Origin of the sequence: Nonomuraea sp. NPDC049158, from assembly GCF_040648335.1 — a bacterium.
GTDB lineage: Bacteria > Actinomycetota > Actinomycetes > Streptosporangiales > Streptosporangiaceae > Nonomuraea.
In genome coordinates this window covers 22,188-34,097 of sequence record NZ_JBEZDM010000043.1, presented here as the reverse complement: position 1 = coordinate 34,097, position 11,910 = coordinate 22,188, and the positions used below count along the sequence as shown (strand labels likewise).

At 71.0% G+C, this 11,910-nt stretch carries 14 protein-coding genes; 9 read left to right on the top strand and 5 right to left on the bottom strand.

Annotation, left to right across the window (positions count from 1 at the left end; all coding sequences use genetic code 11):
* The first annotated feature begins 14 nt into the window (after positions 1-14).
* From AB0B61_RS49385 to AB0B61_RS49370, 4 genes are all read left to right on the top strand, one after another.
* Positions 15-1,103, top strand: a complete 1,089-nt coding sequence (locus AB0B61_RS49385) for a 4-oxalomesaconate tautomerase (protein WP_358447975.1) — start codon at positions 15-17, stop codon at positions 1,101-1,103.
* Between the two features lie 12 nt (positions 1,104-1,115).
* The gene (locus AB0B61_RS49380) at positions 1,116-2,066 is read left to right on the top strand and encodes a catechol 2,3-dioxygenase (protein WP_358447973.1); all 951 of its coding nucleotides are present in this window, start codon (positions 1,116-1,118) and stop codon (positions 2,064-2,066) included.
* A gap of 127 nt (positions 2,067-2,193) precedes the next feature.
* Positions 2,194-3,597, top strand: a complete 1,404-nt coding sequence (locus AB0B61_RS49375) for an ATP-binding protein (RefSeq protein ID WP_358447972.1) — start codon at positions 2,194-2,196, stop codon at positions 3,595-3,597.
* The gene (locus AB0B61_RS49370; protein ID WP_358447971.1) at positions 3,576-4,778 is read left to right on the top strand and encodes a tetratricopeptide repeat protein; all 1,203 of its coding nucleotides are present in this window, start codon (positions 3,576-3,578) and stop codon (positions 4,776-4,778) included. Before AB0B61_RS49375 ends, AB0B61_RS49370 begins: the two co-directional genes overlap by 22 nt.
* A 3-nt stretch (positions 4,779-4,781) precedes the next feature.
* Here the strand turns inward: AB0B61_RS49370 and AB0B61_RS49365 are convergent, their stop codons facing one another.
* Together AB0B61_RS49365 and AB0B61_RS49360 are read right to left on the bottom strand one after the other, a co-directional pair.
* Positions 4,782-5,447 carry a helix-turn-helix domain-containing protein gene (locus tag AB0B61_RS49365; protein WP_358447970.1) on the bottom strand — a complete coding sequence of 222 codons (666 nt, stop codon included), beginning with the start codon at positions 5,445-5,447 and terminating at the stop codon, positions 4,782-4,784.
* Between the two features lie 42 nt (positions 5,448-5,489).
* Complete coding sequence (locus AB0B61_RS49360) at positions 5,490-6,944, bottom strand: MFS transporter (RefSeq protein WP_358447968.1); 1,455 nt, start codon at positions 6,942-6,944, stop codon at positions 5,490-5,492.
* A gap of 205 nt (positions 6,945-7,149) precedes the next feature.
* Between AB0B61_RS49360 and AB0B61_RS49355 the strand changes: the two genes are divergently transcribed.
* A complete protein-coding gene (locus AB0B61_RS49355; RefSeq protein ID WP_358447966.1) occupies positions 7,150-7,794 on the top strand; it encodes a TetR/AcrR family transcriptional regulator in 645 nt (214 codons plus the stop codon).
* 53 nt (positions 7,795-7,847) lie between these two features.
* Here AB0B61_RS49355 and AB0B61_RS49350 read toward each other — a convergent pair whose 3' ends face one another.
* Together AB0B61_RS49350 and AB0B61_RS49345 are read right to left on the bottom strand one after the other, a co-directional pair.
* Complete coding sequence (locus tag AB0B61_RS49350) at positions 7,848-8,042, bottom strand: ferredoxin (protein ID WP_358447965.1); 195 nt, start codon at positions 8,040-8,042, stop codon at positions 7,848-7,850.
* A gap of 14 nt (positions 8,043-8,056) precedes the next feature.
* Positions 8,057-9,274, bottom strand: a complete 1,218-nt coding sequence (locus AB0B61_RS49345) for a cytochrome P450 (protein ID WP_358447963.1) — start codon at positions 9,272-9,274, stop codon at positions 8,057-8,059.
* Positions 9,275-9,460: 186 nt separating this feature from the next.
* On the opposite strand from AB0B61_RS49345, the gene AB0B61_RS49340 reads away from it, so the two are divergent.
* The 4 genes from AB0B61_RS49340 (at position 9,461) to AB0B61_RS49325 (ending at position 11,379) form a co-directional block, all read left to right on the top strand.
* Entirely contained in the window at positions 9,461-9,931 is a 471-nt protein-coding gene (locus tag AB0B61_RS49340; protein ID WP_358447961.1) for a hypothetical protein, read from the top strand.
* 89 nt (positions 9,932-10,020) lie between these two features.
* Positions 10,021-10,338: a hypothetical protein gene (locus AB0B61_RS49335; RefSeq protein ID WP_358447959.1), complete on the top strand. Its 318-nt coding sequence runs from the start codon at positions 10,021-10,023 to the stop codon at positions 10,336-10,338.
* Positions 10,339-10,341: 3 nt separating this feature from the next.
* On the top strand, positions 10,342-10,635 hold the full coding sequence (locus tag AB0B61_RS49330) for a hypothetical protein (RefSeq protein ID WP_358447957.1): 294 nt from the start codon (positions 10,342-10,344) through the stop codon (positions 10,633-10,635).
* 93 nt (positions 10,636-10,728) lie between these two features.
* Positions 10,729-11,379, top strand: a complete 651-nt coding sequence (locus AB0B61_RS49325) for a hypothetical protein (RefSeq protein ID WP_358447956.1) — start codon at positions 10,729-10,731, stop codon at positions 11,377-11,379.
* Between the two features lie 40 nt (positions 11,380-11,419).
* Here AB0B61_RS49325 and AB0B61_RS49320 read toward each other — a convergent pair whose 3' ends face one another.
* Positions 11,420-11,746 carry an STAS domain-containing protein gene (locus tag AB0B61_RS49320; protein ID WP_358447954.1) on the bottom strand — a complete coding sequence of 109 codons (327 nt, stop codon included), beginning with the start codon at positions 11,744-11,746 and terminating at the stop codon, positions 11,420-11,422.
* Positions 11,747-11,910 lie beyond the last annotated feature (164 nt).

Here is an 11,910-nt window from a genome sequence, read left to right as displayed (position 1 = left end):
GAGGGGGTGGCTGCGTGACATCCGGCGACCGCGACCGCGGCCTGCGCTGCGCGCTGATGCGCGGAGGCACCTCCAAGGGCGCCTATTTCCTCGCCGAGGACCTGCCCGGGGACCGGGCGGCCCGTGACGACCTGCTGCTGCGCGTCATGGGCGGCCCCGACCCGCGCCAGATCGACGGCCTGGGCGGCGCGCACCCGCTGACCAGCAAGGTGGCCGTCGTCTCTCGCTCCGGCGACGACGCCGCGGACGTCGACTACCTCTTCCTGCAGACGGGCGTCGAGACCGCCGAGGTCTCCGACCGGCAGAACTGCGGCAACCTCCTCGCCGGGGTGGGCCCGTTCGCCGTCGAGCGCGGCCTGGTCCCGGCCGGCGACGGCGAGACCACCGTGCGGATCCGGATGCTCAACACCGGCGAGCTGGCCGCGGCGACCTTCCCGACGCCGGGCCGGGTGGTGAGCTACGAGGGTTCGACGGAGATCTCCGGTGTGCCGGGCACCGCCGCCGCCATCGTGATCGAGTTCGCCGGCGGCACGGGCGGCCGGCCGCTGCTGCCGACCGGCCGCGTCCGCGACGAGGTGGCCGGCGTGGAGGTGACGTGCGTGGACAACGGCATGCCGGTGGTCCTCGCGCGGGCGGCCGACCTCGGCGTCACGGGGTACGAGAGCCCGGCCGAGCTCGAGGGCGACGCCGCGCTCGCCGCCCAAGTGCGCGAGATACACCTCGCGGCGGGAAAGCTGATGGGCCTCGGCGACGTCCGCGACACGACCGTGCCCAAAGTGACCCTGCTCGCGCCGCCCCGCGACGGCGGCGCCGTCTGCACCCGGACGTTCATCCCGGTCCGCTGCCACGCCGCCATCGGCGTGCTGGGCGCGGCGAGCGTCGCCGCCGGGCTGCTGGTCGCCGGCGGCGTCGGCCACGACCTGGCCGTACTGCCCGGCGAAGGGGACCGGCTGCGCGTCGAGCATCCGACGGGGTTCCTCGATGTCGAGACCGTCGTCGAGCGGGGGCCGTCCGGCTCCCCCTACGCGGTCCGTACGGCCGTCGTGCGCACCGCCCGCAAGATCTTCGACGGCACGGTCCACCCACGCCCGTCCGACTCCTAGAGAGGCTCAGCCATGGCCCCGCCGCTGGGGGACATCGCCCATCTCGGCCATGTCCGGCTCCGCACCCCCGACCCCGACCGCAGCCTGTGGTTCTTCACCCAGATGCTCGGCATGACCGAGAGCGGCCGCTCCGGCGACTCCGTCCACCTGCGTACCTGGGACGACTACGAGCACCACAGCCTGACGCTCACCGCCCACTCCACCTCCGGCATCAGCCGTACGGCGCTGCGGACCTCGAGCGAGGAGGCCCTGAACGCGCGGGTCAAGGCTCTGGAGAACGCCGGCCTGACCGGCTCATGGGTGGAGGACGAGCCCGGGATCGGACCCCTGTACGTCACCCACGACCCCGACGGGCACGAGATCGCCCTCTACTGGGAGAGCGAGTGGTACCAGGCACCTCCTGAGCTGCGTCCAGGACTCAAGAACCAGCCGCAGGCCAAGCCCTGCCAGGGTGTCGGCGTACGGCGGCTCGACCACGTCAACTTCCTGGCCGCCGACGTCGTCCCCAACGCCGACTTCACCCACCGGCTGCTCGGGGCCAGGCCCACCGAGCAGATCGTCCTCAATTCCGGCAGGCTCAGCGCGCAGTGGCTGACCTTCACCAACAAGTCGTACGACCTGGTCTACACCGAGGACTGGTCGGGCTCGCAGGGGCGCCTGCACCACGTCGCGTTCGCCACCGACAGCCGCGAGGACATCCTGCGCGCCGCCGACCTGTGCCTCGACAACGGCGTCCACATCGAGACGGGACCGCACAAGCACGCGATCCAGCAGACGTTCTTCCTGTACGTCTACGAGCCGGGCGGCAACCGGATCGAACTGTGCAACCCGCTCACCCGCCTGGTGCTGGCCCCGGACTGGCCGCTGATCACCTGGACGGAGGCGGAGCGTGCCAAGGGACAGGCATGGGGGCTGAAGACCATCGAGTCCTTCCACACGCACGGCACCCCTCCCCTCGCCTGAGACGTCGTCGAAGGGCTTGGCGCCGGAGCTACCCGGCCCACGCCCCATGCGCCCCCGTCTGAGCTGATTTCGGTATCTTGCGTAGTTCAGGACCGACCGAAACCACCCGCTACAGAAGGGACGGCACGTGCTCGACGATGCCGGTCTCCAGGCGCTCCGCGAGGCGGCCCGCCTATCCCCGGACAACCTTCCCCTGCGGCAGCACCTGGCCGGGCAGCTCCTGGCCAAGGGGTATCTCGGCGAGGCCGAGGCCGAATACCGCGCCGCGCTCGTGCTCGCGCCCAAGGACGCGGGCATCATGACCGGGCTGGCGGAGGCGTTCGTCCGGCAGAGCGCCTACGGCGCGGCGCTGGCCGCGCTCGAGCCGTTGCTGGCCGCGCCCGGCTACCCGCCCAAGGTGGGCGTGCTGGCGGCTCGGGCGCTGCTCGGCGAGGGGGACACGGCGCGGGCGGGCTACCGCTACCACGAGGCGATCTCCCGCGACCCGTCCGTGGGGGACGCCGACCTGGCCGCCCGGCTGTCGGCCCCGCCGACCCCGACGTACGGGGCACCGGCACTTCCCGGACAGCCCTACGCCGCAGCGACGCCTCCCGCCGGGCAGGCCTACGGCGCACCGGCGCACCCGTCGGCGCCCACGCCGGTGGACGGAGCCACGGCCGAGATCGAGCGCTCCCGGCTCAACTTCGCCGACGTGGCCGGCATGGAGGCGGTCAAGGAGTCGCTGCGGGTCAAGCTCCTGCTGCCGATCCAGCAGCCGGACCTGTTCGCCGCGTACGGCAAGCGCGCCGGTGGCGGGGTGCTGCTGTACGGCCCGCCGGGAGCGGGCAAGACGCACCTGGCCAGGGCCGCCGCCGGAGAGCTCGGCGCGTCGTTCGTCAATGTGGGCCTGGCCGACATCCTGGACATGTACATCGGCTCCAGCGAGCGCAACCTGCGAGCCACCTTCGAGCTGGCCCGGCGCAACCGGCCGTGTGTGCTGTTCTTCGACGAGGTCGACGCGCTGGCCGCCCGCCGCTCGGACATGCGCCAGGCGCACACGCGGCAGCTGGTCAACCAGTTCCTGGCCGAGCTCGACGGCGTGGACCAGAACGCCAACGAGGGGGTCCTGGTGCTGGCCGCCACGAACGCCCCCTGGTACGTGGACGTGGCCTTCCGCCGGCCCGGCCGGTTGGACCAGCCGGTGTTCGTACCGCCGCCCGACCCGGCGGCCCGCGCGGCCATCCTGCGCCTGCTGTGCCGCGACAAGCCCCTGGCCGAGATGGACTTCGACGCGGTCGCGCGGGTCACCGACCATTTCGTCGGCGCCGACCTGAAGGGCGTGGTGGACCGGGCGGTGGAGGTCAAGCTCCAGCAGTCGATCAGCGCGGGGCGTCCCATTCCGCTCTCGACGCCCGACCTGCTGGCCGCGGCGCAGAGCGTACGGCCGACCGCGGTCCGCGAATGGATGGCCACCGCGCGCAACTACGTGATGCACTCCAACGACTCCGGCGCCTGGGACGAGCTGATGCCGTGGGTCAAAGCCAAGTGGTGACCGCCGCCGACCCGGTACAGCGGGCGCGGACACTGCTGGGGATGCGCCGGCCGGCCGAGGCCGAGCGGGAGCTGCGCGGCGCCCTCGCCCAGGACCCGCAGCACATCACGGCGCACTCCTTCCTGGCGCTCGCCCTCGCCCAGCAGGGCGTCGTGGACGAGGCGGTCGCGGAGGCGCATGAGGCGATCCGCCTGGCGCCCGACCAATGGCTCACGCACTACGTGGCCGGACAGGTGCATCAGCTCGCCCGCCGGCCCGACGAGGCGATGGCCGCCCTCCACGTGGCCCTCGAACTCGAGCCCGAGTACGCCCCGATCTGGGAGCTGCTGGCCCGCGTCCACGTGTCCAAGGGCGAGTGGGTTCAGGCGGCCGAGGCGGCGCGGCGCGGGCTGGCCATCGACCCGCAGGAGTCCGACCTGGTGAGCCTGCTGGCGGTGGCGCTCACCGAACTCGGGGAGGCGGAGCAGGCCACGGCCGCCGCCGCGCACGCCGTGGGGCTGGACCCGGAGAGCGCCATCGCGCACCTGGCGTACGGCCGGGCGGCGCTGGCCTTCGGCGATCCCCGGCGGGCGGCGGACGCCTTCCGCGAGGTGCTCCGCCTCAACCCCGGTTTCGACCAGGCCAGGGAACTCCTGGTGACGGCGCTGAAGCAGCGCAATCCGCTCTACCGGCGGCTCGCGCGGCTGCGGGGCGGGTTCCGTGGCGGCCGGCTGGTGTTCCTGCTGCCCGCCGTCCCGCCGCTCATCGTGGTCTTCATCATCATCGCGGTCCTGCACTGGGCGGCGTGGGTCGCCGAGGCGTGGACCACGCTGCGGCTGGCCCGGGCCAAGGCCACCCGACTGCTCTTCGAGGGCGCCGAGGCCCGCGTGGCCGTGCTGTGCTGCGGCCTGGTGGCCGTGGGCGCGGCGGTGCTCGTGCTGGGCGTGGCGCTCGGGCAGGACGCGATCGGCACCGCGGGCGTGGCCGTCATGGCCCTGGTCACCGCGGTACAGGAAGCCGTGCACACCGGCTCGGCGCGCGGCCGGGCGATCCTGTACGGCTGGACGCTCCTGCTCGTCCTGGCCATCGTCACGGCGACGACGCTGGGCTCGACGGGCGTGGTACTGCTGAGCGTGTACGCCGGGCTGGCCACGATCTGGGTGGCGTCAGGCGTACGCCGCGCGGTCGGCCACCACAGCTAGCGCCTACTCCCGCAGAGCGGAGGTGAGCCCGGTGATGGCCGTGATCAGGTTGGTCCCCAGCCACCGCCAGGACCGCTCGGCGGTGGCGGCGTCGGCCCGGCGGTCGGCCAGGTCGGCTTCCAGCTCGGCGCTCATGTGCACGATGAGCTGCCGGATCATCGCCCCGCGCTGCGCGGAGAGCTCAGGCTCGGCGGTCCGCCCGTGCGGCTGGCCGAGCTCTTCCAGGCGGCGGAACGACGGCATGTTCAGATGCGCCTGGATCGTGTATTCGCGCAGGCTGGGCTCCACGACGGCCTGCGCCAGGAACCGGGCGTACCAGGACGGCGTGCCCACGTCGATGTGATGCTCGATGCTCGGCAGGACGAGGCAGGTGGCCCAGTCCCGCAGGGACATCTCACCTGACTCGCCCAGCGCGGCCACCATCGCGACGCGGTGCTTCTCGATCGCGGCCATGTGCCGGGCCAGGATCGCGTGGATGAGCTCGTCACGGGTGCTGAAGTGATATTGCACCACCGACTTGTTGCGCTGGCCCGCCGCCTCGCCGATCTTCCTGATCGACACGTTCGCGAACCCGTGCTCCGCGTAGAGCCGCTCCGCGGTGTGCATCAGTTTGTCCCTGGCGACTGCGGAGCGGGGCGAGATCGAGGCGGCCGTCTCGGAGAGCGTCACGTCGCACTGACCTTCATGACCGTTGCCCGACCTCGCTCTGGTTCACCGCGCGCTGGTCGCGGTCCCTGCTTCCACCGGGGCCAGGTTACCCGCATCGCGGCCGCTCGGGATGAACACGGCGATCAGGAACGCGGCCAGCGCCGCGCCGCCGCCGATGAGGATGGCGACCCGGAAGCCGGCGAGGGACGGCAGTTCGGCGGGGCCAAAGCGGGTGACCATGTTGGCCAGCACGACCGAGATCACCGCGCTGGAGGTGGAGGTGCCGATCGAACGCATGAGGGCGTTGAGCCCGTTGGCCGCCCCGGTCTCCGACGCCGGGACGGCCGACATGATCAGCGCGGGCATCGCGGCGTACGCGATGCCGACCCCGGCGCTGATGACGCAGGTGAACACGACGATCTGCCAGACCCCGCCCATGAGCACGATGCCCAGGAAGTAGCCGACGGCGATCACCAGCGCGCCCGTCATCAGCGACACCTTCGGGCCCCGCGCGGCCGACAGGCGCGCCGCGAGCGGCGAGGTGGCCATCATCACCAGGCCGCCCGGCGCCATGCACAGGCCGATCACCAGCAGCGACTGGCCGAGGCCGTATCCCGTGGCCGCCGGGATCCCCAGCACCTGCGGCAGCACCAGCGACATCGCGAACATCGAGAAGCCGACCATGATGGAGGCCAGATTCGTCACCAGCACCCTGCGGCGGGCGGTGATCCGCAGGTCCACCAGCGGCCGCCGCGCGCGCAGCTCCCACACACCCCACAGCAGCAGGATGACCACGGCCGCGGCGACCAGTCCCAGAACGGTGCCGCTCGTCCAGCCCCAGTCGCCGCCCTTGGAGATCGCCAGCAGCAGGCACACCAGCCCGGCCGTCAACCCGACCGCGCCCAGCACGTCGAAGCGGCCACCGGTGCGCAGCGGCGACTCCGGTACGACGGCCAGCACCAGCCCGGCCACCACGGTGCCGAGCGCCGCCGAGACCCAGAACAGCACGTGCCAGCCGATGTGCTCGGCGAGCAGCGCGGCGCTCGGCAGACCCAGCGCGCCGCCCACGCCCAGCGAGGAGCTCATCAGCCCGATCGCCGAGCCGAGCTTCTCGGGGGGCAGCTCGTCACGCATGATGCTGATGCCCAGCGGGATGACGCCGGCGGCCGCGCCCTGAAGGGCCCGGCCCACGATCATCGGAGGCAGCGAGTCGCTGAGCGCGCAGATGACCGACCCGGCCACCAGCAGCCCGAGGCAGAGCACGAGGATCAGCCGCTTGCCGTACATGTCCCCCAGGCCCCCGAACACCGGGGTGGCCACGGCACCGGCCAGCAGGGTGGCGGTGATGGCCCAGGAGGTGTTCGACGGGGTGGCGTGCAGCAGGGCCGGCAGCTGCGGGACCAGCGGGATGACCAAGGTCTGCATGAGCGCGACCACGATGCCGGCGAACGCCAGCACCGCCACCGTCAGGCCGCCGCGTGGCGCCCGCACCTCGGTCCCAGGGACCAGCGTCGTCATCGACGTCCTGTCTCGATCGTTGCGAAATGGGGCTCTATGACCAGTCCCCCTTGTGCGCCGCGCTCACGCCTGCGTCCTTTTTCGGGTACGCGAAGATCACGCGGCGGCCGTCATAACCGTAAGGCGATCGCCTCAATAGAGTCAAGCAGTTGACTTAATCAAGGCGGTCCCTCTACGGTGCTCCCACGACCGTGCGGAGGTAAGGGTGACCACGACCAAGCCCGAGCGTGGCGGCGAGACCCGTGAGCTGCTCGTGACGACGGCCGAGCGGCTGTTCGCCGAGCACGGGGTGGCGGCGGTGTCCAACCGCCAGGTCAGCGAGGCGGCGGGGCAGGCCAACAACTCCGCGGTGGGCTACCACATCGGCACGAAGGCCGATCTCGTGCTCGCGATCGTCCGCCGGCACGCCGTGCCGATGGAGCGCCGACGCGCCGAGATGCTCACGACCGTCACGGATGCGGCCGGCCTGCACGAGTGGATCGCCTGCCTCGTACGCCCCGTCACCGAACACCTCGCCGACCTGGGCACTCCGACCTGGTACGCCCGGTTCGCCGCCCAGGTCACCACCGACCCCGCCTTCCGCAAGCTCGTCACCGACGAGACGGTCACGTCCTCGTCGCTGCGGCAGACCCTCGACGGGATCTCCCGGCTCGTCCCCGACCTGCACGAGCAGGTACGGCAGGAGCGCAAGGACATGATCCGGCACCTGCTGGTGCACATGTGCGCCGAGCGGGAACGCGCGCTGCACGAGGACACGGCCACCCCGCACGCGACCTGGGACGCCGCCGCGACGGGGATGATCGACGCGATCACCGGCCTGTGGCTGGCCCCGGTCAGCGGCGCTCCCTGATCTCACGGTGCCCTGATCTCACGGTGACGTGATCTCACGGTGATGGGCGGATGTCACTCCACGAGCCGGATGGCCGAGGCGGGGCACCCCGCGGCCGCGACGCGCACCGCCTCATGCCACTCCGGCGGGGGAGCCTCGTCCACCACGACGACGATGCCGTCCTCCTCGCGCTGGTCGAAGACCTGGTCGGCCGTCATCACGCACATCCCGCTGCCGCAACACAGGTCCTGGTCGGCGATGACCTTCATGACGAGTCCTCCGGTTACCACGTGACCCAGACGTCCTGCAGCCCGCCGGAGATCCCCCCGGTACGGAGCTTGAGGTCGTCGGGCGCGTCCCGCAACCGCAGGCTCGGCAGCCGCTGGGCCAGCGTGCCCAGCACGACCTGAAGCTCCATCCTGGCCAGGGGCTGGCCGATGCAGAAGTGCGGCCCGGCGCCGAAGGTGAGGTGCTGGTTGGCCTGCCGGCGCGGGTCGAACCGCTCGGGCTCGGGGAACTTGCGCGGGTCCCGGTTGGCGGAGGGCGCGCTGGGGATCAGCGTCGTCCCCGCCGGCACCGTCACGCCGCTCAGCTCGACGTCCTCGGTGATGAACCTGGGCACGCCGATCGCCGAGAGCGTGCTGTCCATGCGGAGAACCTCTTCGACCGTGCCCTGGATCAGCTCGGGGTCGTCGATCACCGCCTCGAAGCGCTCCCGCTCGGCGAGCACCATCGCCGTCATGATCGCGATCATGTTCGAGGTGGTCTCGTGCCCGGCCAGCAGCAGCCCGCGTACGGTGGCGATCAGCTCGGCGTGGCTGAGGCGGCCGTCCTCGCTGTCGGTGATCTGCGTCAGCTCGCTGAGCAGGTCGTCACCCGGGTTCGCGCGGTTGCGGTCGATCAGGCCGGAGACGTAGGCGTTGAAGTCCTCGTACGCCTGGTCGACCTCCTCCTGGGTGTTACGCGTCAGGGTCAGCATGGTGCTCGACCAGTGGGCGAACTTGTCCTGGTCCTCGCTGGGCGCGCCGACCAGCGCGCAGATGACGCGCACCGGAAGCGGCAGTCCCAGCCCGGCCGACAGGTTCGCCGGGGAGCCCTTGGCCACGAGGCCGTCCACCAGGTCGTCGGTCATCGCCTGGATCCTGGGGCGCCACACCTCCATCCGCCGGACCGTGAACCAGCGGCTGAGCAGCCGCCGCCACCGCAGGTGCCCTTCGCCCTCGCTGATGTTCTCGCTGCCCATCCTGCGCCGGCTGAACAGGCCGCCGTCCTTCGTGGTGGACATCCGGGCGGCGCCCTCGCGGGCGAGGTTGCGGCTGAACCGCGGGTCCGAGATCACCGCACGGGCGTCGTCGTACCGCGTCACCAGCCCGGCGACGTCTCCGCTGGGCAGCCGGACGTGCGCGACAGGGCACTGCTCGCGCAGCTCCGCCAGCTTCGCGGGCGGCTCCAGAGCCGTGGCCCGGTCGAAGGGATAATCGGGGATCGCCTCAGCAGTCATCGTGCCCTCCAGATCGGGAACCTGATCGAACTCACCTTAAGTCGCGTGCTTTATTAAGGCAACCTCCTTGAAATGGCCCTCGGACGTCCTTCCAGGGCGCCTTGGGTGCATAACGGGCGACGGGCGACCGTCGGGCGCGGGGCCGTCGCGCAGCGTCGCGTGGGAGCTAGGCTCAATAGATCGGAAATGTGGGAGAGAAAGGATCCGATCATCGTCAACGACTACTTTCCCTCGTCCGAGGGCCCGCGACGACCGGGGCGCCGGCGCGTGACCGAGGCGGCGATCCTCAGCAGCCACGACCAGAGCCGGGCCGACATCGCCCAGTGGACCTGCCCGCACGGGCAGCACGCCGGGCACGGCTGCGTCACCTGCTACGAGGTCTCGGCCGACGCCGATCCGGCGTTGCCGTTGTGGGAGGTAGCGGTGTGGTTCACCTCGGCGCGGCCGATCCCGATCAGGACCCTGCACGACGTGCACCGCCACGGCCGCCGCTTCGCGCTGGACCAGCCGTCGACTCCCCTGGTCTACCTGCTGAGCGGGCAGATACGCGCCGAACTGGGCGCGGAGGCGGTGGCGGGCATGGTCGGGTTCCTGCTGCAGAACCAGCACATCGTCGACGAATTCATCGTCACGGAGATTCGCGCCGTCCACTCCTGACGCCCGAATGGGTAGGGGACTACTCATGTGCGGCCCCCATTCCCCTCTCACTCTTGGCTGAAAGGCACAACCAAGAGAGAGGGGGCGCGATGGCTGTCACGCGAATCGACTGGCATTGGTTCTCCGCCGGGGGAAACGGCTACCACACGGTCGATATCAACCTTCCCCCGGCGCTGGTCGGCACGTCGGTCTCGCTGTACGGCGCGACCGGGGGCGGGACGCAGTACGCGGGGATCAGGCACTTCCGGCGCAGGCTCGACTCCGGCGCCGATCAGGACGTGGACTTCGGCGAGTGGCCCTCGTGGCCGCCGCTGGTCTTCGACCGCATCAGCGGCATCACCCTGGCGATCGCCACGGGCACGGATCAGGCCGGCTGGCTGCTCGCGCGGCTCGACTTCTGGGGGTGAGACATGGAATTCAGGTCAACGGGCGACGGCCGTGTCGCCTACGTCAAGGGCTGCGTCCTGTATGACGCCGACGGCGTGATCCAGCATGTCCATCACGTCGTGGACATGGAGGGCGTGGCGGAGACGCCGGAGAGCGTGGTCGCCGAGCGGGCGCTCGCGCTGGCCAGGGATCGGGGGCTCGACTACGCCGCGCTGCGGACGCTGCACGTCGACCCTTCGCTCATCAGCGGCGCGGTGCGCATGCGGGTCGACACCTCCAGCGGGGCCCTGGTGACGGAGGAGTCCGCCACCCTGTAGCCGCAGTCGTGACCGACCGGCGGCGCCCCGCCTGGTTCTGAAGCCAAGCCGGTGTCAATCTCCGTGCAAGCGGGTGTCGTTAGCGTCGCCGGTATGTCACGACGATGGTTATTCGGTGCCGGCGCGGCGACCGCGGTCGCCGCGCTGCTGCTCACATCCTCTCCGGCGGCGGCCGACACCGCCGCCCCGAACGCGGCGGCACCGGCGGCCACTCCGGCGAAGGTGTCCAGCAAGCTGTTCCACGCGTGGCTGCGCCGCGACCGCGCGGCGGCCGCGAAGGTGGCCACCCCCGCGGCGGTCCGTTCGATCTTCTCCTACGTCTATCGCGCGCCCGACGAGTTCGCGGGATGCACGGGCAACGCGTGCCGGTTCGTCCACACCAGCGTGCGGGTGCCGGGCGGGCTCAACGGGCTGCTCATGATCGTCTCAGGCTCGAAGGTCACCCGGGTCTACCAGTCGCGCCACGTGACCAAACCGGCGGTGGCCGCCAAGCAACTGCTCACGGCGTGGCATCAGGGCGACCGTGATCTCGGCCTCGAGGTGGCCACTCAACCGGCGGTCGCCAGACTCTTCCGCGTCAAGTACGACCCCAAGGGCGTCACCTATTACTTCCAGGGCTGCACCAAGGAGCCGAAGGGCTACAGCTGCGCCTACTCCTACGAAGGCGGCGCGCTGCTGATGCACCTCAAGGGCTCGGTCACCCGTGGGTACGACGTCCAGTCGATCGGCTACATCGCCGACTGACCGTTTCCGATTTCCGAGAACCTCAGGACGCGGGACGGGGTCACATCACGATCGGCAGGCTGCGGTCCAGCCCGGACATGTGCAGGAGACTGACCATGAACGGGCGGGGCCCGGCCAGCGCGAGCGTGATGCCCTGCGCGCGGGCGCGGTGCTGGATGCCGACCAGGATGCCCAGGCCGGTGGCGTCGCAGAACGACACCCCCGACAGGTCGATGATGAGCGTGCTGCCGCACGTCGTCAGAGCCGTCACCAGCCCCTGACGGAGCTCCTTGCTGGTGAAGATGTCGATCTCACCGCTCACCTGGATCGTGGTCGGCGCGGATGTTCCGCGGGCCCTAGGAAGCGGTATGGCGTGCGTGATGGTCATGATGATCCCCCATCGAGGTCCGCGCTCAGCGTGCCCTGTCCAGGCCTCTGGAGAAGCCCGTGAGCGGTCGATCGCCGTGGGCGACGCCGACCTGAGTGCCAACGCACGAAATATCCTCGGTGGGATGAGTTTATCGCATTTCCCTGGCCATCATTCGGAATAGT